We start from the raw sequence: 25,721 nt of genomic DNA, 5'->3' as shown, positions 1-25,721 counted from the left end.
TGGGTATGACCCCTGACGGCAGGGAAAAATCACGGTTTTTGGCGTTGTTCGATGATCTTCCGGGGGACAAAGCCTTGCGCCCCAAACCACAATTGTCCTCACATAGCCGATAAAATGGGTGTTATCCCTATTCGCGACTCAGCATCCTCAAGTCGGGAGCTAGGGGTGGATATGTTGGTAATTTTAATTGCCATGAACATGGTATGATTAAGGTGTCAGTACAACACATGACAACCTACCCGAACACTTCGGGTGGTAGTTCATCGAAAAAAAAGATTAAATTGACTCATTATTAACATTCTCCAAAAGACTTATCCTCTACCGTAGAAGGTGAACAGGTGTGTTTTGGCGCAGCCTGCATGTCTTTGGTGAGTGTACTTAGCAAGGCATTAGCTTGATGATACCCCTTTTCCAGGTAGCCAGTTTTGGGAACCAAAAATCCGGTAAACTAAAGCTTGCTGAAGATGGGAAAGGTTTTTTTCAAAAACGGTTAAGTAAAGATCGGAGTGGTAGAAAGAATGTACAACCAAGGTGCTGTTGAGGGTGCTGCTAACACAGAATCAGGTAGCCGCGTCTTCGTTTACGAAGTAGTGGGTCTGCGTCAGAACGAAGAAACTGATACAACCAACTACCCAATTCGTAAAAGTGGCAGTGTATTCATCAGAGTGCCTTACAACCGCATGAATCAAGAAATGCGACGTATCACTCGCCTAGGCGGCAAAATTGTTAGTATTCAAACCATAAGTGCTTTAGGGCAAGTTAATGGTCAAGCTGCATTTGGATTTGCTAACAGTGAGGGAAATGGTCAAGCCACACCTGTGAATGGAAACAGTGAAGTCGAAGGCTTCGCTCAATCATCAGCTGCAGAACAGCTTAAGAAGAAGGATAAAGAAGGCAACACCATGACTCAAGCGAAAGCCAAAAAAGATGCTCACGCTGATGTTCCTGTTAACATTTACCGACCCAACGCTCCTTTTATTGGTAAGGTAATCTCCAATGAAGCGTTAGTCCAAGAAGGCGGGATTGGTATTGTTCAGCACATCAAATTTGACCTTTCCGGCGGAAATTTGAAATATCTCGAAGGTCAAAGTATCGGCATTATTCCCCCAGGATTGGACAAAAACGGCAAGCCTGAAAAGCTGAGACTTTACTCCATCGCCTCCACTCGTCATGGAGATGATGTAGATGACAAGACAATATCACTGTGCGTCCGTCAGTTGGAGTACAAGCACCCAGAAAGCGGCGAAACAGTCTACGGTGTTTGCTCAACTTATCTAACTCACATCGAAGTAGGAGCAGATGTTAAAATCACAGGGCCAGTGGGTAAAGAAATGCTATTACCCGAAGACCCCGAAGCTAAAGTCATCATGATGGCAACCGGAACAGGTATCGCCCCCATGCGGACTTATCTGTGGCGGATGTTTAATGATGCCGAAAGAGCCGCTAACCCAGAATACCAGTTTAATGGATTCTCTTGGCTGATATTTGGTGTGCCCACCACTCCCAACATTCTGTATAAGCAAGAATTGGAAGAAATTCAGGAAAAATATCCTGATAACTTCCGCCTGACTTACGCCATCAGCCGGGAACAGAAAAATCCCCAAGGTGGTAGAATGTACATCCAAGACCGGGTGGCAGAACATGCAGATGAATTGTGGCAATTAATTAAAGATGAAAAGACCCACACCTACATCTGTGGTTTGCGCGGTATGGAAGATGGTATTGATGCAGCTTTAACAGCAGCAGCTGCTAAGGAAGGCGTGACCTGGAGTGATTACCAGAAAGACCTCAAAAAAGCCGGTCGCTGGCACGTAGAAACCTACTAAGTTAGTTATTAGTCATTTGACAAGTGACAAAAAACAACTGAACAAAGGATAATTAGTAGGGTGGGCTGCTTTGCCCACCCTACAATTGTTATTGCGGAAATAGGGTGTAAGATTTGTGGGCGTGAAACTGGGAATCCTCGGATTAGGCACTGTGGGAACGGGTACAGTCAAATTGTTGCAAGATACAACTGGACGCCACCCATTGTTGCAAGAGATAGAAATATATCGGGTGGGAGTGCGATCGCAGGGTAAACCCCGTGAGGTAGAACTGCCAGAGGGTGTCATGACTACAGATTTAGAGTCAATTGTCAATGACCCAGAAGTGGATATAGTCGTGGAAGTGATGGGCGGACTAGAACCAGCGCGATCGCTGATTCTCCAAGCTCTACGAAATGGTAAGCATGTTGTCACCGCCAATAAAGCGGCGATCGCCCGTTTTGGGGCAGAAATTTTCACAACTGCTAATCAAGCCGGCGTATATGTCTTATTAGAAGCTGCTGTGGGTGGTGGTATCCCCGTCGTTCAACCCCTAAAGCAATTTTTAAGTGTTAACCGTATTTATACTATAACTGGCATTGTCAACGGTACTACTAATTACATTTTGACACGGATGCAAACCGAAGGCAGCAACTTCAGCGATGTGTTAGCTGATGCCCAACGATTGGGTTACGCTGAAGCTGACCCCACCGCTGATGTCGATGGCTTAGACGCAGGGGATAAAATTGCCATCCTCGCATCATTAGGCTTTGGCGGACGGATTAACCTACAAGATGTTTATTGTGAGGGAATTCGGCAAGTTAGTAAAACAGATATCGCCTATGCCGAAAAATTAGGCTTTGTCATCAAACTTTTAGCGATCGCCAAACGAGTTACTCCCTCGTCTCCCCTCTCGGTTCGCGTTCATCCCACCTTAGTACCTAAAGCACACCCCTTAGCTAGTATTAACGGTGTGTATAATGCCATTCTCGTAGAAGGTGAACCCATTGGTCAGGTAATGTTTTTTGGACCTGGTGCAGGTGCTGGAGCAACAGCTAGCGCAGTATCATCGGATATCTTAAATCTAGTAGCTACCCTCAAGACCAGTACAACTAACCCCAATCCCCTATTAACTTGTGGGCATCACGATTACTGCGAAATTGCGCCAATTGCGGAACTTGTGACGCGCTTTTATACCCGATTTTTGACGAGAGACGAACCGGGAGTGATTGGTCAATTGGGTACTTGCTTTGGCAATTATGGCGTAAGCTTAGAATCGATTGTCCAAACCGGTTTTCAGGGAGAACTAGCAGAAATTGTAGTTGTCACCCACGACGTTCGGGAAGGGAACTTCCGCCAAGCTTTAGAACAAATACGTAACCTGGAAGGGATAGATAGTATTCCTAGCTTACTGCGCGTACTGTGAAAGTTAGGAGTTATGAGTTAGGAGTTATACCGCTTTACTTTAAGTATGATACAAATACGTTGGTAGGGGCACGGCATTGCCGTGCCCTTACGGGAAATCTATATGTATCAGAGTTTTGGTGAAATGGTATTAGGAGTTAGGAGTTAGGAGCATTACCAGTAGTTCATGAGCCAATTTCCTCACGACCAATTTGCGAAGAACTTGCTAGAGTCGCTGCTGTCACCCTACGGTCAAGTCAAAACAGCGCTGACGCTCAATAGTGAAGTGCGCGAAATTGATGTCTACTTTACCCCGAATGCCAATTTATCTGCTACTTCAGACCTGGGTTTATTGGCTCAATGTGCTGCAAATTCAGCAGCATTTGAACCATTTCGTAATCCCGTAACGGCGCTAGAGATTCGCAGTTGTATGTCGAAACTCTATGACTTACACTTAGAAATCATCCGCCAAGCTAGACGCGAAAAGCAACAGAAGATAGCTGATGAAGATTTACCTTGGTTATGGATTTTCACACCGACCCTAGCTGCACCAACATTGTTAGGCTTTGGTGCTATAAATGAGGTAGAGAGTTGGGGAAGCGGTGTATATTTGCTACCGCCACTTCAAAAAACCGGAATCATTGTGATTCACCAGTTACCAGCAACGCCACAAACCCTGTGGTTGAGATTGTTGGGAAAAGGAAAAGTCCAGTCCCAGGCGATTACCGAAGTAGGCGCATTACCAGCGGATAGTCCCTATCGTGCAAATGCACTGGAGCTATTTAGCAACCTGCGGGTGATTCTGGAAGCGAAACAAAATATGGAACCAGAAGAACGGGAGTTAATCATGCAGTTATCACCTCTTTATTTAGAAAAAATTAGAGAAGCTGAAGAGCGGGGTATTGAGCAGGGTGAACTACGAGGACAAGTTGAAGGGAAATTAGCTTTAGTTGTGCGTCTGTTAGCTAGACGTTTGAAGGTGGAACAATTACCATCAGATCTGCTGTTGCAAATTCAATCTCTCCCCCTAGTTAAGCTCGAAGAGTTAGGCGAAGCTTTGTTAGATTTTCAGCAAATGGCGAATTTGATGGTTTGGTTAACAAATAATCATCCTCAAATTTAGGTTTTGCTCATTCTGTGTGAGCTTCTTTGAGCTTCAAGAAGGCTCTAGCCTTAGCCATTCTGACTTTCTAGAGGTTCGTTAGCGAGCATCGCACGCGCTCTACCTAAACTTACTTCATCCCAGCAAAATGTTCCAGCAACATCCGATGGACGAAGATGTAACCACCCCCAACTTTTTGCAGAAAAATGCGATCGCTGGCGTAGTTAAGGAAACGGGCATAATTCATCGGGATAAAACCCTCAACCCAGAGGAGCAGTCGTAAGCTGAAGTGTTGGATGCAGGCTATTCCACCCCCAAAAAGCAGCCCTAAAATTAGTCCCCAATTTATGACAGAAGTTATTGATTTTAACTCTTTGGGAAACAAACCAATCGGTGGAGGAAAAAAAATAATCAAGCCCAAAATCAGCCAGCTAAATCCTGCTATTATCGCTGCATTTTTAGCAGAACTCCAAATGCCCTGGTTGGGAATATTTTTTGTTTCTATTTCTGCGCCTTTCAATCCATGAATTAATCCTATAATCAGCCCTAAGATTAATCCTGTAATTAGTCCAAAGATGATTATCTTGTTAAATCGTGAATCTGAATTTTGACTGCCTGGCCAAGCTACATAACACCATAACACACAAAATAGGGACAAAACTAGACTCCATTTAAGTCCATATATTAAGCCATTAAGCAGATGTTTTTGTGTTTTTTTCCAAGGATAAGTCAAAGTTTCAAAAGTTTTTATTTCTGCTTCGCCACGTCCGAAATTCAACCACAAAACTAGCCCCCATATTATTAGAACTAGCCCCCACATTCCTGCATTCATCGATATTATCTTAGGCAGGTTGTTCAGGTTATTTGGCAGCTTCGATATTTCATAAAAAGAATGATCTAACCCATAACCTAGTAATAATATCAATCCGATAGCCAGTATCCCAATCAGAGTCATTTCAAATTTATAAAGTATTCTTTCAAGATCAGACTGCAACCAAGTCGGTTGTATTTGCTCAATTAGAAAAACTGTTTGAGACGATTGAGATATGTGTTGCGCCAGCCAAGTTAGCCAGTGTACTGTCAGATCTTTCGGGTATTGCTGATTAACTCCCTTTCGCTTGAACATCCGCTCAATATAAGAATTAAACAGGTGTTCACGACGTGCTTCCACCGAATCTGTTTGAGGTAGTTCTTTTACTTTTTTGCCTTGATAAGCCAGAGTCATGACACTAAGTGTTAAAGGAGACTTTGCTAGCTCTTGCAGTGCGGTATCTTGCTGAAGCAAAGTTTTGACTGCTCCTAGTTGTTCGCCAACCGCGTCCAAATATTGGTTAACTTGCTCAGGAGTCAGACCCGATGACCCGCATCTATCCTCTGAACAATTTGCTTTCGCACTTCATCAGCCATTAGTATCAATGGTGGACACGCAAGCAAAATCGACCATTGCAACGGAGATAGGGGTGCAGTCGCAAAGATTTTTTGTAAGGGTGGGACATAGATAATAGATAAAATCAGTGTCCACTCAATAGCAATACCTAACCAAATCAAACGGTTGCTAAAGAAGCCCAAGGGAAAAATCGAGATGCGTTCACTGCGGCAGGCAAAAACGTTACCATCCTGACAAGCGACAATCGCCGCCAGTGTCACAGTTGTTGCTTGATGATAAATTGCCATCTGGGTAGCATTCGCCGAGTGTGCTAGAATAGCGGAATTCATAGCCTGCAACTCGGTAATCCCGTAGCCATTTGCCCACCAAACCAGCAGAAAACCTGTCATACCTGCCAATCCTTCCAGCAAGCCGAGAAAGCAATAGGCACGCAACAATAAAGACATATCCAGTAATGGTTTCGACTTCTGGCGTGGTGGTTGAAGTAAGATCCCTGCTTCCGGTTGTTCTGCGCCCAAGGCCAGGGCGGGAATCATATCTGTGCCCAAATCGATAGCCAAAATTTGCAGAATTACCAAAGCTGGGGGAATCTTTAAAAAAACCATCGCCAGGAAAGGGATAAACTCTGCCATGTTGGATGATAGAATATATGTGATAAACTTACGAATATTTTGATATACCGCTCGTCCCTGCTCAATCGCACTGACGATAGTGGCAAAGTTATCATCAATCAGCACAATATCAGCCGCTTCCCGCGCCACATCCGTACCGCTCATACCCATCGCAATACCGATATTTGCAGATCTTAAGGCGGGAGCATCATTCACCCCATCACCCGTCACCGCTACGATATGACCCATTGCAATGTAAGCTTGAACCAGCCTTAACTTCTGTTCAGGCATCACACGGGCAAAGACTAACCCAGATTTTTGCTGCAAGATTTGACGCAGTTGGGCATCTGAGATATGACCCATTTCTTCGCCTGTAACCACCCTAACTTTACCATCAACCAAACCAATTCGCCGGGCGATCGCTTCTGCAGTTAATCCATAATCCCCCGTCACCATCGTCACCTGGATACCCGCTTGATGACATCGAGCGATCGCCTCCGCCACTTCTGGTCTGGGCGGGTCAATCATTGCTACCAACCCCACGAAGATCAGATTTTGCTCTAGTTCCTGGGCTGCTTGCGGTGGGCGCTCCTGTTTTTGTTGGGTAGCAACGCCCAAAACTCGATAACCTCGACTGGCAAATGTATCATTAGCGGCAGTCACCTCTGCCCGTGCTGCGGCTGATAATGGTTCTATATGCCCATCCTTGAGAATCTGTTGACAGTGTTGCAGCACATCCAATGGCGACCCCTTGGTAAAAATTAGATAGGGAGCCGTGAGCGTTTTGACATGGGACGATTGCCCTTCTAACTCCAACCCTAAACCTGAATCATCGGCAGTTTTTTGTAGCAAAACACTCATCATCCGTCGGCGCGAATCAAAGGGAACTTCCTGAATTCTCTTCATCTGACCCTGTAATTGTTCCAGATTCAATCCCTTTTTGAGAGCAGCCACCAGGAGAGCGGCTTCCGTAGGATCACCAATCTCCTGCCACTGACTGGAACCTGCTGGATGGTTCAGGCGGGCGTTTGAGCAGAGCGCCGCCCCTGTCAACAGTAGATTTACCTGTGACTCCTGTCGCTGATTTGTCAGTCGTACCTCTCCGGTTGGCTCGTAGCCCACTCCCGTGACTTCAATCTCAGTTGTCGGAATCCAGAGTTGACGCACCGTCATCTCATTCTTGGTCAGTGTGCCAGTTTTATCCGTACAGATGACCGTTGTCGCACTCAATGTCTCCACTGCCGACAGACGACGCACCAAAGCATTGCGCTTGGCCATGCGCTTGACACCAATTGCTAGAGCCAGAGTCACCGTTGGTAGCAGTCCTTCTGGGACAAACGCTACAATAATGCCGATCGCAAAAATGAAGCTTTCCTTGGCTCCCATACCCACCAGCAGATTAGTCAGCAGAAACACCAAAACACCCATGCCGAGGGCGATGGCTGTGATTACATGCACCACCCGATTAATTTGAACTTCCAGGGTGCTGGGTTCTCGCTTCACCGTTGCGGTTAGGTGGGCAACCTGACCAAACTCAGTCTGAGTTCCTGTAGCATAAACTACAGCTAATCCCCGCCCTGCGGCAACGGTAGAACCGGCAAAAACAAGATTGCTGGCTTCCGACGCACGCATCTTTTCAGTAACGACAGGTTCAGCTAATCTCGCAACCGGCAAGGATTCTCCAGTCAGCACTGAGACATCGACATACAAAGACTGTGCTGAAACCAGTCTGGCATCAGCAGAGATGCGATCGCCCTCTTCCAACTCCATGACATCTCCCGGCACCATCTCCCTCACAGCAATCTCACATAACTTCCCATCTCGATAGACTTTAGCTTGGGCAGGCAACATTTTATTGAGTGCTGCTAACGCTTGTTCAGCCTGGAATTCTTGCCAAAAACTGAAACCGGCATTAATCCAAATCACCGCCCAGATTGACCAGGCGAGTTCTGGTGTACCAGAGATAAAAGCTAGGGTACCTGCGACCCAGAGCAACAGTGCCATGAAATGAGTCAATTGATCAATGAAGCGGAGTAATAGCGATCGCCTCGCAGGTTCGGGTAATTCATTAAACCCGTAATGCTTGATTCTGATTGCTGTTTCTGACTCAGAAAGTCCCTGTGCCGAAGTTGACAGAGTTTTATAGACTTGCTCAGTTGTTAGCGTCCAAACAGGTGAATGAGGTGCCATAGAGGATTGACAATTTGCCTCATAAGGGATTTGTAAAAGGCACTGGGTACTTATGATATTAATAAGATAGTAAGTAACCTTTTAAAGCCTCTTTCTCAAGAGATATTTTATGCAATAAACTGCGTAAAATTTTGGGCATTTCCTATCTTACAGCTTGGCGACATTACAAAGCAGATAAGATACCATACCCAACTTCCCAACTTCCCCACAGGCACGGTAATTGTTGATTACAGGACCTACGCACAAACTACGATTTTAGGTCATTAGGAGCTTGGCGATTACATCGTTAAGGCTGATTTTTCGTCACAAATGCGTAAGTCCTATTTTAATCAAAGCTAATTTTTTTAGATTCATATGCTGGTGGCTCGACGTGTATTAAAATTCTGACTGGACGGAAATTTTCTTCGAGTCGGCTTTCTACCGCTTCGGTGATGCGGTGGGCTGTTTCTACGTCTGGTGCTTCTACTATTAAATGCATTTCAATAAACATTTGACGACCAAGAACACCGCGAGAAGCGATGTCATGACAGTTAATTACTCCAGGAACACCAACGGCGATCGCATGTATGGCTTCCGGTGCGATCGCCATTTCATCTACAAGGGAAGGCAGATTTTCTTTTAAAACTGACCAACCACTCCAAAACACTAACAAAGCGACAGGAAAGGCTAAAAATACATCCAACCATTGAATATTTAACCACCAAATCCCAATCAAACCACCAAGGACAGCGATTGTCACCCAAACATCGCTCATGGTATGAGTAGCATCAGCAATCAGAATTGGGCTACCTACTCGCTTACCTTCACTGCGTTCATAAAAGGTAACAAAAATATTCACCCCCAACACCAGCAGTAATAGCCATAATTCAGGCGCTGATACTTTTACAGGTTCACCACCTTTGAGAATTCTCTCGACTGCTCCCTGGATAATTTCAAAACATGCTATTCCTAAAAAAGCAGAAATACCTAATGCTCCCACAGCTTCAAATTTCTGGTGTCCGTAGGGATGTTCCCGGTCTGGGTGTGGCGAAGAAAACTTACTAGTAATCAATCCTAAAATGTTGTTGGCGCTATCCGTCACACTATGCAAAGCATCTGCTAGCAAGCTGAGAGAACCTGTTGAGTAGCCCACCACTGCTTTTAACGCCATCACAAATAAATTTAGCAGTAGGGTAATAATTAAAACTCTTCTCACCGTCGCGCGATTGTCGTAAGTCATAAAACATTTTTAACATCAACTTCTACCATTACTTATTAAACCTTAAAACACAAAGAAAATGTATCAACCTTTTACACAGTAAGAGTTACAAGTCTCTACAGTCTCAGATTTTTTCGTTATTTATTGAGATTGTTTATAACTTAGAATAGCTACAAGCTTGATATATATTAGTGAATGCTTTGTAAATTACAGAATATTTTTAGCATTACTAGCTGGAATATTTTTATTAACGAGGGTGTGTAAGCTTGGATGAAAGGGATCTTCGCCTAACTGGCGTAATGTTTGTTCAATCAGGGGTCTAAGATTCGGGTTTTTACGGATTAGACGTTTAAAAGCACGAAGGGACTTGGGTGTCCAACCGATTTTCATGGTTGATCTAATTCTGCTAAGAATTGATCTACTGAGCCAAATTTTACGTTTCCTGAGGCAAATTCTTGTTGAATTTCGCGAACTTCTTGGTATAAGTTAGTTCGTCGCCGTTCTTGTAATCGTTTTTGCAGGATATCCAGCAAGATTTCTTGATCTTCTATGGGTAAACTTTCTACTGATTCAATGGCTTGCTGAAGTGCTGATGTTTTCATAGCGCTCAAGGTGATTTGAGTTTGACAACTATTTTACAGCCATTTTCAGGTAAATAGACCACGCTTTTGGGGCGCAAGGCCTTGCGCCCCTACGAAGATCTGTGGTTCAAATGAATGAAAATTGCTGTAAATCTCTTTGATGCGATCGCCCATGCTGGGGAGAACGCGATCGCGTCTCGCGGAAATTGTTCGAGCAAATGATAATGGTGTAGGGGTTTCGCGTTAAGTTGACACGTATGGGCAGTGCCGTGCCCCTAGCCCGTGGTTTATTTACGTGAAAACTGCTGTAAGAGTAGCAATTTCCGTCTTGACGGAAACAACTTCAGCTTTGACGTTTACGTGTTTCGCGCAGCCTGAAGCAACTTCAGCTTTGACGTTTACGTGTTACGCGCAGCCTGAAGCAACTTCAGCTTTGACGTTTACGTATTACGCGCAGCCTGAAGCAACTTCAGCCAAGACGTTATCAGAAACTTGGCGATAGATTATTTAAAGTACCTGATGATTGGTTCGGTGGCTTACCTGTTAACGCACCCTACGCGAACGTTAACGCACCCTACAACATCTACAACATCGCACTAGCACTACGTATCCCAAATGGTATTAGGCATTTCTGTAATTTCATTCATCCCCCAATTTGGCGGATAAATGCCTTGGGTGATAAATCGATGAATGCTGGAAAATTGCCAATCCTGGGGAATCTGACATAATTTATGTCGCACAGGATTGTAATGAATATAATCGCAATGCTTGACAAAATCTCTTTCATCCCGAATTAAATGTTCCCAAAATCGTCTTTGCCATAAATTGCGCTCTTTGCGTTTTTGTCGAGAGTTAGAAATATCAGCATTAATTTCTAATTTCTCCCCATATTGTTTAGTGACAAAGGTTTTAATTAATCGCAATCGAGTTGAGAAATCGCTATCTCCTTCTGGTAATGTCCATAAACAATGAAAATGATCGGGTAGTAAAACAAATGCATCGATAGTGAAGGGGTATTTTTGACGAACATGAGTAATAGCAGCGCGGAGTGCAAGGCGTGCGATGTCGCTGATAAGCCAAGGTTGACGATGATGGGTTACTTGAGTAATGAAATAAGTAGCACCAGCAACTTTAGCTCGGCGGTAATTGGGCATGGGTATTTATCGATGAGTTGATTGTCTTAAAATACCCATTGTTTATCCTAAATCAACATCTCTCGTAGGGTGCGTTAGCGTCAGCGTAACGCACCGGAAATTAGGATGGTGCGTTACATTTCATTAACGCACCCTACAAGATCGCTTAGTTATATTGTATCGCTGAATCAATATGTCTCGTAGGGTGCGTTAGGCGTTCGTGTTTGGATATTTGACAACAGATGTGGTGGTTTACGCCGTAACGCACCTGATGATTGGTTCGGTGCGTTACTTGCCTACGGCACGCTACGCGAACGTTAACGCACCCTATAAGATCAGCGATCGCACTACCGCTAACGCACCCTACAAGATCGGCTCTTCCGTACTTAGCGTGCTAAATTTATTAAATAATCAGCTTGAAACCCTTACTGAGATACGGTAATAGCCATTATTTCCTGTATTTTTGGTCATATTGCTGAAAATTAAATTATGAACGCCTGTAAGTCTTACTTTTAAAGCAAATTTATAGACTTTAACTAATAATTAAGCACGCTAAGTACGCAAGAACCATAACTTGCAAAAGATTATATAAATCTTGAGCTTTCCAAGATGTTCCACAGTCTAAACAAGCATTAACATTTCTATCTTCACCTGTAACAGCCCCAACTGCACCACCGACAATACCAAATAGAGCATACCCAGCAATCGCACGTCCCCAATTTACATCAGTTTCTTGTTTAATTTGGATATGATTAGAACCACAGTTAGGACAGTTAGCCATATTTAGTCATTTATACTGCTAATATACTGACACTATTATACACGGTATTTACGCACTGGAAATGCATAAAAGGAGGCTCCGCCTCCTGTCATCAGTTCAGGAGACGGAGCCTCCTAGATATACGCTCCCACGCATAGCATGGGAGCTAGGTAATCCCCCCATCACCCCATCACCCCATCCCCCCAATCCCCAATCCCTAATCCCTCAAGCTAAGTGCTTGATAGCGACCTAAAGCTATTAAAGGAAAATATTGCTGATAGAGGTGATATTTTAAATAAAAATGGCAGGGGAAGCCGGTTCCTGTAAAATCTGCCTCGTACCAAGTACCATCAGGCTTTTGTGTCGCTAAAAGGTAAGCAATTCCTCGCTCAATGGTGTCACGAGCAAAATTGCTAGTGGCTTCACCGGCGGCGATTAGCCCAATTAACGCCCAAGCAGTTTGAGATGCGGTACTTGTCCCTTGTCCTTTGAGGCTAGGATCATCATAGCTGCGACAAGTCTCGCCCCAACCACCATCTGGATTTTGACATGCGACTAACCAAGCTGCTCCCCGTGCGATACTGTGTTTATGTCTTTGTGGTTCAATTAGGGCAAGGGCAGAGATCACGCCACTGGTACCATATATATAATTGACTCCCCAACGACCAAACCAACAGCCTGCGGTTTCTTGCTCATCCATCAGATAGGCGATCGCTCTTTCTAAATTACGATCATCAATTAACAGGTTACAAGCCCCCAGCATTTCTACCACTCTGGCGGTAACATCTGCGGTGTTTGGGTCAATCATGGCTTTCAAGTCGCCATAGGGTACGGCGTTCAACCAGTCTTGATCATTATCAATATCAAACGCTGCCCAACCGCCTGGTTTACACTGCATAGAAGCAATCCATTTCAGGGTACGGTTAATCGCTGCCTGTTTTAACTTTTCATTGGGGAGTTTCGCCTGATCTAAAGCCATGACCACCACAGCAGAATCATCGACATCGGGATAAAAGCGATTGTCAAACTCAAAAGCCCAAGCCCCTGGTTGACCCTGGTGATTTTTGACAGCCCAATCTCCATAATCGAGAATTTGCTTCGACAATAACCATTCTCCAGCCTGTACCACAGCGGGATGATCTGGTGTCATGCCAGAATCTATCAAAGCCCGGATGACCCAAGCTGTATCCCAGACTGGTGAGACACAGGGTTGCACGCGGTAGCTATCTTCTGTAATAATGGCAAAATTGTCAACTGCTATAAGTCCGCGTTCGATAATCGGGTCAGAGACATCGTAATCCAGACACCGCAAAGCTAGGAGTGAATTTAGCATCGCCGGAATAATTCCCCCCCAATCGCCTGTAGCTTCTTGGCGTTCTAATATCCATTTTTGGGCCGCTTTAATACCTTCTTCCCGGAAGGGTACTAAATTTAGGCTTTCTGCGAACTTAAACCCTTGATCTAGGGTGATAAATAAATCTGTCCAATCGCCATTTCGAGGCAATTCATACTTAACTTGATTAACACCTTCAGTATAAAGTTCATCTAAATTGATGGTTGGGTCAGTGATAAAAACAGGTTTACGGTCAAATACAATCAGTAGAGGTACGGTACTAGAACGTGCCCAACTAGACAACTCATATATATTGACTGGGAAAGCCGAGGGTAGAAGCATGACCCAAGGTGGTAGGGAAGGTAAACCGCGCCAGTCGTAGCAGCCAATCAGGGCTAGGTGTAACTTGGTAAAAATGCGAGTTTTGCTGATACCACCATGTTGGAGAATAAAAGCCCGTGCCTGAATCATCGCCGGATCGCTAGCTGGTACACCCAGCAACTTCAGCGCCATATAAGCTTCCACCGAAGTGCTAATTTCACCGCCATCGCCGTAAAAAAGCTCCCAACCTCCATGCTCGCGTTGTTGAGAACGTAAATAGGCTTCGACTTTGTGCAAAGGTCGAGTTTTATCTGTCCCCCAAATTTTATGTAAGAGGACAGCTTCAGCGGTGATGGTGACATTAGATTCTAACTCTGCCCACCAGTAACCTGCCGGATTTTGAATGGAAAGCAGATATTTTTGGCTAGCGGCGATCGCCCCGGCGACTTGATTGACATTTACTCTATCTTGTGTTTGCATCAAATACTACTCAACGGTTGATGTTGACGGTTGACAATCATCAGTCAACCATCAATAGAACAGCTTAGTATTGTGTCTGAGTCACGTCGAATTTGCAAGAGCTTATGGCTGCAATTGTGTTCGGATTAACGCTTTTATCCTTAGTCATCTGGATAGGACTACTGAGTTTACGAGGGCAATTTTGGCGGACAGACCAGCGATTAGAGGTTGCAGACATTCCGTTGCAATCTTTACCGAGGGTTTGTGCAGTCATTCCTGCGCGTAACGAAGCTGATTTGCTCCCAATTACCCTGCGATCGCTTCTCAATCAAGACTATCCCGGTGAGTTTAACGTATTTTTAGTAGACGATCGCAGCACCGATGGTACAGAAGCTTGTGCCCAAGGGGTTGCCTACGCTGTCAATAAACCCCAACAATTACATATTATCTCTGGAGAACCCCTGCCTCATGGTTGGTCGGGGAAACTCTGGGCTGTGGAACAAGGGATTCAAAATGCAAGTGGATTCACACCAGACTATTATTTACTAACCGATGCAGATATTGAGCATGATATTAGTAATCTGCGGCGAATGGTAGCCAAAGCCGAAAAAGACGATTTAGATATGGTGTCTGTGATGGTGCGGCTGAGATGTCAAAGCTTTTGGGAACATCTGTTAATCCCCGCTTTCGTCTTTTTCTTTCAAAAACTCTACCCTTTTCGTTGGGTGAATAACCCAAAAAATGCAACTGCAGCAGCTGCTGGCGGTTCTATCTTGATTCGCTCACAAGCATTACAGCAAATCGGCGGGATTTCCACTATTCGCCAAGCCTTAATTGACGATTGTAGCCTAGCTGATGCCGTTAAAAAGAGGGGGAGAAATCATCCATCCTCAAAAGGACGCATCTGGTTAGGACTGAGTACGTTAACTTGTAGTTTGCGTCCCTATCCTGATTTAGATACAATTTGGAATATGGTAGCGCGGACTGCTTACACCCAATTAAATTATTCTCCGCTGCTGTTAGCGGGAACAGTCGTCGCCATGACCTTGATTTATTTGGTTCCACCAGCGGCTATAATTCTAGGTGGGTTGCTGGGGAGTCAAGCAATCACACTTACGGGTTTATTAGCTTGGGTATTGATGACCTTGGCTTATCTCCCAACAATTCGGTTTTATAAATGTCCACCTTGGTTAGCTTTGTGCTTACCTGCGATCGCTTTTCTTTACACCCTGATGACTGTCGATTCTGCCATCCGTCATACCCAAGGGCGCGGCGGTTCTTGGAAAGGCCGAGTTTATCCTTGATAATAACCACAGATCTTCCTAGGAGCGCGTAGGGGCGCAAGGCCTTGCGCCCCTACCATATCTGTTCACCCGGCTTTGATCTGACGCTTGCATAGGTCATAATATGGTTTAATTACAGTTGGCGTTGTGTCCTAAATTCCTGATGATTAACCGCCGTAATTTGCTCATTGGTTTAGCTGCTAGTTCCTCAATCTTAGCTTTACCCCTCAAACCGGGGAAAGCATCAGAGCCACCATTATTAAAACCCAAACGGTTGCAAGCTGGCTCTGTAGTAGGAATTGTCAGTCCTGCAAGTGCAACCTTCGTCCGTGAAGAATTAGAGGTGGTGACAGATGCAGTTAAAGCTTTGGGACTTGTCCCCCGCCTTGCGCCTCATCTACTAGAACGTTATGGTTATTTAGCAGGGAAAGATCAACAACGTGCTGCTGACATTAATCAGTTTTTTAGTGATGTTTCTGTAGCCGCTATTTTACCAATCCGTGGTGGTTGGGGATGTAGTCGAATTTTGCCTTATTTAGATTACAAACTCATCCGTCAAAATCCCAAAATTATTATCGGTTTTAGTGATTTAACAGCTTTAATTCTCGGTTTGAATGCTCAGACAAACCTAGTCACATTTCACGGACCAAACGGACTAACTTCATGGAGAACAACCCAGACAGAATATTTTCGCCGTGTGTTATTTAACGGTGAAACTGTGACTTTTCAAAACCTCAAAGATGGAGATGATGAAACCCGTCTGATGCAAGTTAAGAATCGCATACAAACTATTACTTCTGGTCGCGCACGTGGTAAGCTCATCGGTGGGAATCTTTCAGTTTTATCGGGAATTGTCGGTTCTCCCTATGTACCAAATTTACAAGGTGCAATTTTATTTGTAGAAGATATTGGTGAAAATATATATCGTATTGACCGCATGATGACTCACCTAAAAATTGCGGGGCTATTTGACAAACTTGCTGGTTTTATTTTTGGACAATGTAAGGGATGTTCGCCTGACGCTGACTACGGTTCTCTCACCTTAGAAGAAGTAGTCACAGATCATATTAAGCCTTTAGGTATTCCAGCTTGGTCTGGTGCCATGATTGGTCATATCGAACCAATATTGACATTACCTATTGGTTTACAGGTGGAAATAGACGCTGATACTGGAACAATTCGGATGCTAGAACCTGCTGTGGTTTGACAATCCCACAACTTTACAGCGGTTTTCAGGTAAATGAACCACATCTTTATATCTCACGCATTCGCGCAGCGTCCCGTAGGGAAGGCGCAAAGGCGCAAAGGAAGAAAGAAATACAAATATCAGCTTGTGGTCTAAATAGATGAAAACTGCTGTAAGCGGTGGGATGATCAATTAGAGGAATTTCCCCTTAATTTCTCCCATTCGGTCTTTGAATAATCGTTTCCACCACCCGACGCTTCGCCTTTGGATCAATACCTACCAAACGCAGATATTCACCGCTATATTCAACTAGACAAGATTCCAAAGCTGAGATAGCATCAGAATGAGCATCAATGTGGGTATTGACACAACTTTGCCATGAACCCGTGCGGAAGCGGCGTTCATCTACATGTTCAATGCTGATTTTATAACCCTGAGCCAAAATTTGCCGAATCTGTTCTTGTGTTTCTAGGGTTAAATGAGTATTCGATACTTCTTTTTTCTCGAATCCATTGCTTGACGGTTGACTAATTGGCGTCACAATTTGCGGTACAGGTTGATAATTTCTCCCTCGATTCAATCGATTATATTCATCAACCAACTGGGAATTTTCCACCCGTTTTTGTTCACCAACCATCAAGTTACCAGAGTCGATTAAATGAGACAGGGTGAAATCTGGCTTTTTGAATTCTGGTGGACCTTCAACGCTATTTACAACACGCAAAGATATACGTTCAAATCCTATTTGATGGATAAATTTACGGATTTGTTCGTCATAAATTCGAGAACGCAAAGCGCTAAAAAAGTCAATAGATTGATTGGGAAATGTATCAACTAACTGCTCAATTTCTCGCTGCGAAAGACCATCTGGTGCAAAAATCCCGCCGACAATCCCCACCTTATCATCTCTGTCAGGTTCCCAATAAAATTTCTCCATCCGTCCATCCCGAATTAACGGCGCATAGAGAGTGGTAAAATCATTACCTGTAACAATAATTGGCACCCGGCGTAAAGGTGTAGAATCATAACTACCAGGTAACTGCACATCTGTGGGATTATCAGCAATATTCATCAGAGTGGCATTTACCAACTGAGTATTTACAGTGTACTGAGTACCTTCATCAAAGCGTCCCGCACCTGCATCTAAATCGTTAATCATCAGCACACACATTTTACCGCGTACTTTGATTAATTCTGCAGTTTCACGATAGCGCAGGCGAATCAACCGCGCTGGATCTCCAGCATCTGGACTTTCCAATTCTCCACCAGATATCAAAGTCACCTCGATACCCATTTTCTCGAAGACTAACTCACATTGAAAGGACTTACCCTCACCTTTGCGTCCATGAATACCTAAAATCAAGGGTACGCGCACACCAGGAAGATTGAGGAAGTTTTTGGTGATGTGAACAGCAAGTTTATCAAGAAAGCGCGGAGCGATGTAGTAACTCATAAAATTATTTTTACCTAGCACTGCTTAAAATCATGTTAGGATTTTTTGGTGCTTGCTGCTCATTTATCTTTTGGTAGATCAGGAACGCTACTCACCATAAACGTTTAATGGGATAGGCATCAAAAATCTGATCAGCACTCAGTATAGGTATATTTTCCACTATCGCTTGTGCAATCAACATTCTGTCAAACGGGTCACGATGATGAAGGGGTAGTGTAGTGATCACAGCAATATGCTCTAATGTGATTGGCATTAATTCAATCCCATTCGTAATTATTTGCTGTTCTATAAATTCGTTAAAGCTAGGGGCGAGTGTGAGTTTACCGATACTATACTTGATTGCCATTTCCCAAACACTGGCAATACTCAACAGATTATCATTATTTTCAATTTGCGATCGCAAACTAAGGTTGATTCTTGGATCTCCCATAACGAACCAAATCAAAGTATGAGTATCCAGTAGTTGTCTCATTCCATATATTCCTTAAAATCTTCAAGTGGTTCATCAAAATCATCAGCAATTGTCACAAGTCCCTTGGCGCTACCAAATGTGGGACGGCGTTTAACTGGTAATACAGGACTTAATTTTACAGCTTGTTGGTTATCTTTGATGATGATAATTTCCTCACCACCAAGTGCTGCTTCAACCAAGTCAGGTAAATGTAAAACTGCTTCCGCTAAAGTAATTTGCGTCATGATTTTTACCTCTATATTTTCAAATCAGGTATTAACATTATTCCACCCTGGCGATTTAAGCATGGTTTGATAGCTGCTGCACAAATCCTTGATGTTCTTGGGAGTTTAAACCATTTTGTAGCACTGCTAAAACTTGCGTCATTTCTCCGGTGCGTAACGCCTGCACATCTAACCACAAACCGGGAAAGACGCGACTTTTTATTACTCCCTCAGCATCGGGTTCTAATGACACATATTCGCCATTGTGTAAGCTAAACCAATCAAGTTTATTGTCTAAACTTTGCCAGATAATATATTCTTTAACACCATTACGACGGTAGACTTTTTTCTTATCATATAAATCATTTGCGGCGCTGCTGGCTGCAACTTCTGCAATTAATTCTGGTGCGCCTTCAATATAATCATCACTACTGATACGTGCTTGACCACCCAATAGTTCATCAATCAATAACACAACATCAGGCTGGGGTTCGTTATCTAAATCCAGACGGACTGTGGAATTATCGCCTAACTCCACACCTGGAGTAGCAATTTTGTAATTCCACAACCAGCCGATAAGATTCGCATGGGGTTTTCCATGACTGTTGAAACGTAATGGTGAGGCCACGTAGACGACTCCTTCTATTAGTTCTACTTTTTTAGTATCCGGCATAGCGTGATACCGGCGCTCAAATTCGTAGCGGGTGAGTCTGTCCCCGCTTTCTAACGGCGGAATTTTGGCGTCTTTGTTAACGTTTTGTTCTACTGAGGCTGTCATTGGTAGGTTCCTCACAGGAGTGTTACTGCATCTAGTATAGGCAATTCTGATCTCAACCAATTTAACCAAGCTGCAACAGGTATTAAGGTTGAGGATGGAAACGAGAACGTTGCGGTTTCAAACGAGAACGTTGCGGTTTCAAACGAGAACGTTGCGGTTTCAAACGAGAACGTTGCGGTTTCAAACGAGAACGTTGCGGTTTCAAACGAGAACGTTGCGGTTTCAAATGAGAGCGTTGCGGTTTCAAACGAGAGCGTTGCGGTTTCAAACGAGAACGTTGCGGTTTCAAACGAGAGCGTTGCGGTTTTGAGGCTGACGCTTGAGGCTTTGAGGCTGAACGTTCAGGCTTTGAAGCAGAAACTTGTAAGCGATCGCACTATGTTTGACTATATTTTAGATATGCGCGAGCCATCGCACTTGATAATTAACGATTATAGTGTTTCCCGCCCTAGTTAGGTACACTCGTAGGGGCACGGCATTGCCGTGCCCCTACACATCGCGATATCATATTGTACCGAATCTGAATGTGTTGGGATATAAAACCCCTCTTACCTTCCTCTTTGCGCCTCTGCGCCTCTGCGTGAGACAAAAAAATCTATGGAATATCGAACCGCAAAGGACACGTTCGCATTGGCGGAGCCTCTCGTAGAGAAGCGTCTCGAAGAGAAGGACACGAAGGAAGAGAGAATAGAGTGCGATCGCTACACCTATCCCAGGCATCGCGTTAAGATGATAATATGCTGGACTTATAAAACTAACCTATTCACCCAGATGCTTAACTACTTCCAGGGGTAACTTTAACGCCTCTGCAATTTGCTCATCGTTTAAGCCAAATTGTCGTAATTTATCAATTGTTTCAAGAATAGATTGATTCTGACTAGGTTGCTGCAAGTTAGAAGTAACAGGCTGACTTTTATTTGGAGTGGCAATGGATTGTTCATCACCAAGATTTATACACCCAATTATATGACTATTAATGTTTCTATCACCAAAAGAAATATTTAGATTTGCTTGCCGTTCTAGAACTGATTTAAGATTACCTTTATGAACAGATTCACCAAAAACATCAGATAACATTTGCAGAAGTTCGTACCCTATATCTTTGGCATGACCTGGAGTACAATCATATTGTTCAGCAATTTCAGAATACTTTTGGCGCTTCAGTGTTCCCTCGATAATTCCACGCTGCAAGTCATTTAAATGGTTCCCTGTTTTGAAATAAATAGCTTCATCCACCAGTTGCAATATCTCCTGAATGTGCATCATGAGGAATGTGAGAGGACGGTAATTATTTTAGCCGTCTTTTTCCTGCTTTTTCCGTCTTTTGTCGATTTTTTAAATCAATGTTACAAACATCCGCCCTTTTCCGCTTTTTGGTTTTTGAGTACCAAGTTAGTATATATCAAGAACAAGATTTACGCAAATATAACTAGTTACGTCAATAGGTTTATAGTTCGGCTTGAGCGTTGCAAAGGGTGTCTTTACATAGCCTTACTCATCGATTTCATCAACTAGTTGCCTAAATTCTGTTCTGTTGTAGGAAATGACATGTATTCCGGCTGAATAATTTCTTGACTCTAAATAATTTCCCTTGCGAGGACTTGATTATGAAAAAGTTGTCATCTGTTCTTGTTGTGTCTTTAGCTTTACTTAGCCCTTTTGCATATACACCAGCATATCCACAAGCAGCCAGAGTTTTGACTAACTCAATTGATGACTTGATAAGATTTGCTCAAAGGAATGCTGGGAAAATTCGTGTTCAGAGAACTTACAAAATTCTCCAAACAACGCGAGGAGCAGCTGGGGAATTTGTAACTACAGTTTCAACTGTTGGTGGTGTATATAAGATTGCTATTGATTGCCGAAATGGCAGAGCAAGTAATAACTTATATGCTTTACGTCAAGAAGAACAAGTTAATTTTGTAAGAGATGTCTGTCGCAATTTCTTGTAATTTTTGAGCAACTATCGCCCGTTTAACTGATAATCTCTTGGGGGGGGTTGCCAAATCACGAGATAATTTCTGTGGAATTAAAACCAAATTTCTATCGTTTTAATCATCAACTTATCTCGCAAATAAGCAACGCCCTCTTGGGTAAGATTCGATTAATCGATAAGGTTACAAATATTAATGTTTCCATTCTGTCTATATGAATAGGCTAAATAAGATATTTTTTCATCTTTCCAGAACAAGTATCAATTTTGTATTTATTGCTCTGATTTTGGGAATAGTATCTAAATCTAGTTATGCCCAATCAATGAGATTTTTTACAAAAATATGGCTGAGTAATATCCAAGAAATTGAATATATGAAATCTCAAAAAATATGTAACTATCTATCAAATGATAAAGGTTGTCAAAGAATAGCGCTCAATGAGATTTGCAGAAAAAAACATTTATTTAATGCTTTTTGGCAGTCAGATAATCAATCAAAATATGGTAGTTGCTGGAGAATAAATAGATATGAAACTTTCTTTTGAAATAACACCTGAATTATATTCCCTTACTCAAGGTATCCGTTAACCACAGTAACCAGTAGGGTGCGTTAGCCTTCGGCGTAACGCACCTTCAATTGTAGACTTAACTGCAATTTTTATTTCTTTGAACCACAGATACTCGTAGGGGCGCAAGGCCTTGCGCCCCGCCCCTAATACCATTTCACCAAAACTCTGATACATATAGAAGCCAGTAGGGGCACGGTATTGCCCATACGTGTCAACTTAACGCGAAATCCATGTCCCGACTCCGAATGAATTCGGAGTCTAATAGCAAAAGTCATCTAAAGATGACTAAATACCCCCGCGAAATCTTGAGTCTACTTCAGTAGACTTTAGCTATTAGCCTTGGAATTCATTCCAAGGTGGGTAGGTAAGCCTTGCGATCAGCTATCTGTGGCTTAAGTTGACACCAATGGGCATTGCCATGCCCCTACCAACGTATTTGTATCATACTTAAAGTGAAACGGTATAACACGTGAGTTGTGTTATGCCTAATCACTTATTATTAGTTGTCAACCAATTAACTGCAAAATCAACAGCATTTATGATAGAAAATAATTTGATTTTTGCCAAACCAACTGTAGAGAATTTGACATCACCAGTTTTTTCCAAAGCTTCGCCTATTTCCACAAAACAGTCATCCTCAAACTCAATGTCTGTATAAACTTTCCAGACTCGCTGTCCATTTTCTAGAATTGGCGCACCTCTGTTCACTCGCTCTTTTTGACCAATGCGATACTCCGCTAAATGAAAACTGGTACAACTATCGTACCCAACTCCTAATAACAGCACCCAAGCATTCAAATCATAGAGACGAGCTAAGGGTGAATTTTCTCCCAAAGAATTATCTAAAGAATGATGGGAGACGATTTTTTCAGACTGGTTTCCCCAAGCTGCAAAGGAAACCGCTGGATGAGAACTCCGCACTACATTTTGCCAAGTTCGGAAAGCTTCAACAATTTGACCCATACCTCGTGTAGGAGTCACCTTTGGATCAAAAGCCGGCATAGTTTCACGGATAATCGGCCACCACTCACTGGGGACTGGTGGTGCTTCCCATGTAGCAGGGTCAGACAAATCACCTGAATGGGTAGGCATTACTATAGTCCCATCAGGAGTAATCACATCCATCAAAGCCTGAACCACTGCAACTGAACCACCACAAACCCATCCCAGTGAACTCAGAGAAGAATGTACTATTACCGTCATACCTGGAGTTAGTCCTGCATTGAACAAGTCTGTAGCCAGAGTTTGGCGAGTGCGCGGTGATGGTGTGCTAAGTATTATTTTTGATTCTCTATCATCCACTTGACAAATTGGATATTTTTTTTATTGGAAGTTCCTAAGTACAGGATTGCACAAGTTCGTGACGAAATAAAAACTCCAGCCACAAGGGCATAGGTTATGGAGAAAATGACCCATTACCAATCATACACTGCGTGCTGTAAAATTAAAATATCAAACTATTCTAAAACACAACTACTAAAAAAATGGCAACTAAAGAAAGTATCAAACAAGAAATAGACCACTTAAGCGACGAAGAATTTCAACTTGTAGCTGATTTTATTGAATTTATTAAACTCCGCAATCAAAAAGTTGCTCCCACTGCAAAAAAAAGACTGAGCGAATTTTACGGTGCATTTAGAGCAAATCAACCTGAAGCAGATAAGGAAGAAATGCGGAAAATTGTTGGGGAATCTTTGGCTAAAAATATAATTAATCAACAATAATGACTGATTTTTGGATAGATGCTAATGTTTTGCTTCGCTTTCTCACAGGAGAACCTCCCCAATTAGCAGAACGTGCTTTGAGACTAATACAAAGGGCTGAACAAGGAGAAATAACCCTCAGACTTTCACCAATTGTAGTTGCAGAAGTCGTTTGGGTATTGAGTTCATTTTATAAATATTCTCGTAGGCAAATAACTGACGTTTTGTTACCCTTAATTGCATCTGATGGTATTGCATTAGATGAAATACAACAAGTAACTGCAGCCTTAAATCTTATGGCTAGTGCAAATGTTGATTTTGTTGATGCGTATCTTGCAGAAATTGCTCGTCAAACAGGTGGAACCGTAGTTTCTTTTGATAAAGATTTTAGGCGTTTAGGAATTTTCTGGATTGAGCCAGATTGACACTCCCCGACCTAAAGGTACGGGGATTCTTGATTCAACGAGTCCACTTAGATTAGACCCCTTGCGGTATCTAACCCAGAGGTGGTTCTCTCCTCTTCGCGCAGCGTCTCGTAGAGAAGCGTTAACTTTTGGTCTGCCCGACCATAGTTGCACATAGTGCAAAATTTGTTTGCAGTTTAATGCTGTTAGTCTAGTACCTGTAAATCTTTTACCTACTTCCAGGCGATACTAGAACTACGAAGTAGAACCCCATAGATTTAGTTGTCTTGGCGTAGCCTCTCCCTTTGGGAGAAGGTGCAGCGTCTACTTGTTAGGTAGCAAATGGGTTTTTTATGTGGTTGATTACCCTCCCACAAAGCCTATTATACCAAAAGCCGTCCTAGAACGACGGGGTTTTAGACCCAGATTTTTGATAAACTAGAGAATTAAATTGCTGACAATTCTTCTGGTAAAGTGTAACGAGAACGCAAATTGGCTCGAATTTGTGCCATTGCAGTCGGACCATCAACAACTTCACCTCGCGAAGACGCCTCCAATCCTATCTGCGCTGCTTCTTGAAGCTCTTTTAATCTTCCTTGGTAAATATCTTCTTGCTGCTCCAAGAGTTTAACCCCAGCGAGGATAACTTCGAGAGCGTTCGCATATTTACCTTGGGCTACTTGGCGTTGTACTATAGCCTCAACTTCAGGAGGTAAAACGATTTGCATAGCGCTTTGTGGCAGAAAGATTAATTATAATCTAGCCGATTATTAGGTCGGAGTGTGTCATCCACGCTAATATTAGGGACTTCCAGAAATTAAATTATCCACACTCAGGTGCGTCAGTACCAATAATTTCGGGCTATGTCTTGAGTTTCTCGCACTGACGCACCCTTTAGTTAGGCTCGAATGATATACACTGTAGGGGCACGGCATCCAAAATCTTTTCTTCTAATGACAATTTTATTCGTGCCGTGCCCCTACGACAATTTTCCTTAACTGAACTGTATTGGGATATAGGTAATCTTAGACCGGGAAGGGAGTAATAAATAGGAGAGGTAGATAATTCCACCTCTCCTATTTGTCATCAACAAATTACTTCCAGCGTGTCAGCTTTAGTATCTGCTGGGTTTGTGAACGATGAAGCTGAGAATTTGACACTGCTTGATGTTGTCAAAACCCACAACACGGATGTAGTTGCTGGAATACTGAGAACGACAAGCTTGAACTTCGTTCAATACTTCTTGAGTGGTTCTAGCATTGAACAAAGGCAGCTTCCACAGTGTCCAGTATAATTCTGTAGGCTCAGAAGTTTCGTTAAACTCAATCGCGGGAATGTAACCTTGGCTCAAAATGTACTGGATCTGCTTCGCAATTTGAGCGTCAGACAGGGGTGGAAGGTAGGACAGGGTTTCGTAACGACGCTCTTTTGGTAAAGTTTGCATAGCTTTTGATAA

Annotated in this window: 25 protein-coding genes; 8 read left to right on the top strand and 17 right to left on the bottom strand. The window is 43.1% G+C overall.

The genetic code is table 11. The features are described 5' to 3' along the window. The first annotated feature begins 518 nt into the window (after positions 1 to 518). The 3 genes from HEQ19_20650 to HEQ19_20640 all read left to right on the top strand — a co-directional run bounded on the left by HEQ19_20650 (position 519) and on the right by HEQ19_20640 (position 4,329). A complete protein-coding gene (locus HEQ19_20650) occupies positions 519 to 1,826 on the top strand; it encodes a ferredoxin-NADP reductase (protein WYM03527.1) in 1,308 nt (435 codons plus the stop codon). 115 nt (positions 1,827 to 1,941) lie between these two features. After that, positions 1,942 to 3,228: a homoserine dehydrogenase gene (locus HEQ19_20645; protein ID WYM01548.1), complete on the top strand. Its 1,287-nt coding sequence runs from the start codon at positions 1,942 to 1,944 to the stop codon at positions 3,226 to 3,228. Between the two features lie 165 nt (positions 3,229 to 3,393). Continuing rightward, positions 3,394 to 4,329: a DUF4351 domain-containing protein gene (locus HEQ19_20640; GenBank protein WYM01547.1), complete on the top strand. Its 936-nt coding sequence runs from the start codon at positions 3,394 to 3,396 to the stop codon at positions 4,327 to 4,329. A gap of 109 nt (positions 4,330 to 4,438) precedes the next feature. Here HEQ19_20640 and HEQ19_20635 read toward each other — a convergent pair whose 3' ends face one another. From HEQ19_20635 to shc, 8 genes are all read right to left on the bottom strand, one after another. Beyond that, positions 4,439 to 5,632: a hypothetical protein gene (locus HEQ19_20635; GenBank protein ID WYM01546.1), complete on the bottom strand. Its 1,194-nt coding sequence runs from the start codon at positions 5,630 to 5,632 to the stop codon at positions 4,439 to 4,441. 23 nt (positions 5,633 to 5,655) lie between these two features. Next, positions 5,656 to 8,496: a cation-transporting P-type ATPase gene (locus tag HEQ19_20630; GenBank protein WYM01545.1), complete on the bottom strand. Its 2,841-nt coding sequence runs from the start codon at positions 8,494 to 8,496 to the stop codon at positions 5,656 to 5,658. 325 nt (positions 8,497 to 8,821) lie between these two features. Further along, positions 8,822 to 9,715, bottom strand: coding sequence for a cation diffusion facilitator family transporter (locus tag HEQ19_20625; GenBank protein WYM01544.1), 894 nt, complete (start codon positions 9,713 to 9,715; stop codon positions 8,822 to 8,824). Positions 9,716 to 9,901: 186 nt separating this feature from the next. After that, positions 9,902 to 10,084, bottom strand: coding sequence for a hypothetical protein (locus HEQ19_20620; protein ID WYM01543.1), 183 nt, complete (start codon positions 10,082 to 10,084; stop codon positions 9,902 to 9,904). Next, positions 10,081 to 10,296, bottom strand: a complete 216-nt coding sequence (locus HEQ19_20615; GenBank protein ID WYM01542.1) for a hypothetical protein — start codon at positions 10,294 to 10,296, stop codon at positions 10,081 to 10,083. Before HEQ19_20615 ends, HEQ19_20620 begins: the two co-directional genes overlap by 4 nt. Before the next feature lie 581 nt (positions 10,297 to 10,877). Continuing rightward, positions 10,878 to 11,429 carry a transposase gene (locus HEQ19_20610; protein WYM01541.1) on the bottom strand — a complete coding sequence of 184 codons (552 nt, stop codon included), beginning with the start codon at positions 11,427 to 11,429 and terminating at the stop codon, positions 10,878 to 10,880. 511 nt (positions 11,430 to 11,940) lie between these two features. Continuing rightward, positions 11,941 to 12,189, bottom strand: a complete 249-nt coding sequence (locus tag HEQ19_20605; GenBank protein WZI66971.1) for a hypothetical protein — start codon at positions 12,187 to 12,189, stop codon at positions 11,941 to 11,943. Between the two features lie 196 nt (positions 12,190 to 12,385). After that, positions 12,386 to 14,302 (bottom strand): squalene--hopene cyclase, encoded by a 1,917-nt coding sequence (shc, locus tag HEQ19_20600; GenBank protein WYM01540.1) that lies wholly within the window; start codon positions 14,300 to 14,302, stop codon positions 12,386 to 12,388. Positions 14,303 to 14,406: 104 nt separating this feature from the next. On the opposite strand from shc, the gene HEQ19_20595 reads away from it, so the two are divergent. Then, complete coding sequence (locus HEQ19_20595; protein WYM01539.1) at positions 14,407 to 15,585, top strand: glycosyltransferase; 1,179 nt, start codon at positions 14,407 to 14,409, stop codon at positions 15,583 to 15,585. A 142-nt stretch (positions 15,586 to 15,727) separates the two neighbouring features. Then, positions 15,728 to 16,771 (top strand): LD-carboxypeptidase, encoded by a 1,044-nt coding sequence (locus HEQ19_20590; GenBank protein ID WYM01538.1) that lies wholly within the window; start codon positions 15,728 to 15,730, stop codon positions 16,769 to 16,771. A 187-nt stretch (positions 16,772 to 16,958) separates the two neighbouring features. Here HEQ19_20590 and HEQ19_20585 read toward each other — a convergent pair whose 3' ends face one another. The 6 genes from HEQ19_20585 to HEQ19_20560 all read right to left on the bottom strand — a co-directional run bounded on the left by HEQ19_20585 (position 16,959) and on the right by HEQ19_20560 (position 20,922). Continuing rightward, positions 16,959 to 18,203, bottom strand: coding sequence for a ribulose bisphosphate carboxylase small subunit (locus tag HEQ19_20585; GenBank protein ID WYM01537.1), 1,245 nt, complete (start codon positions 18,201 to 18,203; stop codon positions 16,959 to 16,961). 91 nt (positions 18,204 to 18,294) lie between these two features. After that, positions 18,295 to 18,675 carry a type II toxin-antitoxin system VapC family toxin gene (locus tag HEQ19_20580; GenBank protein ID WYM01536.1) on the bottom strand — a complete coding sequence of 127 codons (381 nt, stop codon included), beginning with the start codon at positions 18,673 to 18,675 and terminating at the stop codon, positions 18,295 to 18,297. Continuing rightward, positions 18,672 to 18,899 carry a DUF2281 domain-containing protein gene (locus HEQ19_20575; protein ID WYM01535.1) on the bottom strand — a complete coding sequence of 76 codons (228 nt, stop codon included), beginning with the start codon at positions 18,897 to 18,899 and terminating at the stop codon, positions 18,672 to 18,674. The genes HEQ19_20580 and HEQ19_20575 overlap by 4 nt, the downstream gene beginning before the upstream one ends. Positions 18,900 to 18,954: 55 nt before the next feature. Next, on the bottom strand, positions 18,955 to 19,656 hold the full coding sequence (locus HEQ19_20570; protein WYM01534.1) for a Uma2 family endonuclease: 702 nt from the start codon (positions 19,654 to 19,656) through the stop codon (positions 18,955 to 18,957). Between the two features lie 82 nt (positions 19,657 to 19,738). Beyond that, complete coding sequence (locus HEQ19_20565) at positions 19,739 to 19,945, bottom strand: hypothetical protein (GenBank protein WYM01533.1); 207 nt, start codon at positions 19,943 to 19,945, stop codon at positions 19,739 to 19,741. 470 nt (positions 19,946 to 20,415) lie between these two features. Next, positions 20,416 to 20,922 (bottom strand): hypothetical protein, encoded by a 507-nt coding sequence (locus HEQ19_20560; protein WYM03526.2) that lies wholly within the window; start codon positions 20,920 to 20,922, stop codon positions 20,416 to 20,418. Between the two features lie 341 nt (positions 20,923 to 21,263). Here HEQ19_20560 and HEQ19_20555 point away from each other — a divergent pair, with 341 nt between their 5' ends. After that, the gene (locus tag HEQ19_20555) at positions 21,264 to 21,608 is read left to right on the top strand and encodes a hypothetical protein (protein ID WYM01532.1); all 345 of its coding nucleotides are present in this window, start codon (positions 21,264 to 21,266) and stop codon (positions 21,606 to 21,608) included. A 1,039-nt stretch (positions 21,609 to 22,647) separates the two neighbouring features. Here HEQ19_20555 and HEQ19_20550 read toward each other — a convergent pair. Beyond that, the gene (locus tag HEQ19_20550; protein WYM03525.2) at positions 22,648 to 23,460 is read right to left on the bottom strand and encodes an AAC(3) family N-acetyltransferase; all 813 of its coding nucleotides are present in this window, start codon (positions 23,458 to 23,460) and stop codon (positions 22,648 to 22,650) included. 182 nt (positions 23,461 to 23,642) lie between these two features. On the opposite strand from HEQ19_20550, the gene HEQ19_20545 reads away from it, so the two are divergent. Then, positions 23,643 to 23,882, top strand: a complete 240-nt coding sequence (locus HEQ19_20545; protein WYM01531.1) for a hypothetical protein — start codon at positions 23,643 to 23,645, stop codon at positions 23,880 to 23,882. Further along, positions 23,882 to 24,286 carry a type II toxin-antitoxin system VapC family toxin gene (locus tag HEQ19_20540; protein WYM01530.1) on the top strand — a complete coding sequence of 135 codons (405 nt, stop codon included), beginning with the start codon at positions 23,882 to 23,884 and terminating at the stop codon, positions 24,284 to 24,286. Before HEQ19_20545 ends, HEQ19_20540 begins: the two co-directional genes overlap by 1 nt. A gap of 425 nt (positions 24,287 to 24,711) precedes the next feature. Here HEQ19_20540 and HEQ19_20535 read toward each other — a convergent pair whose 3' ends face one another. Further along, on the bottom strand, positions 24,712 to 24,993 hold the full coding sequence (locus tag HEQ19_20535; protein WYM01529.1) for a type II toxin-antitoxin system ParD family antitoxin: 282 nt from the start codon (positions 24,991 to 24,993) through the stop codon (positions 24,712 to 24,714). 386 nt (positions 24,994 to 25,379) lie between these two features. Then, positions 25,380 to 25,709, bottom strand: a complete 330-nt coding sequence (locus tag HEQ19_20530; GenBank protein ID WYM01528.1) for a ribulose bisphosphate carboxylase small subunit — start codon at positions 25,707 to 25,709, stop codon at positions 25,380 to 25,382. Between the last annotated feature and the right edge of the window lie 12 nt (positions 25,710 to 25,721).

The sequence above is a fragment of the Gloeotrichia echinulata CP02 genome, from assembly GCA_038087035.1.
Classification (GTDB): domain Bacteria; phylum Cyanobacteriota; class Cyanobacteriia; order Cyanobacteriales; family Nostocaceae; genus Gloeotrichia; species Gloeotrichia echinulata.
Note: the sequence above shows the minus strand (reverse complement) of the source record. Positions and strands in the feature narration are given on the sequence as shown.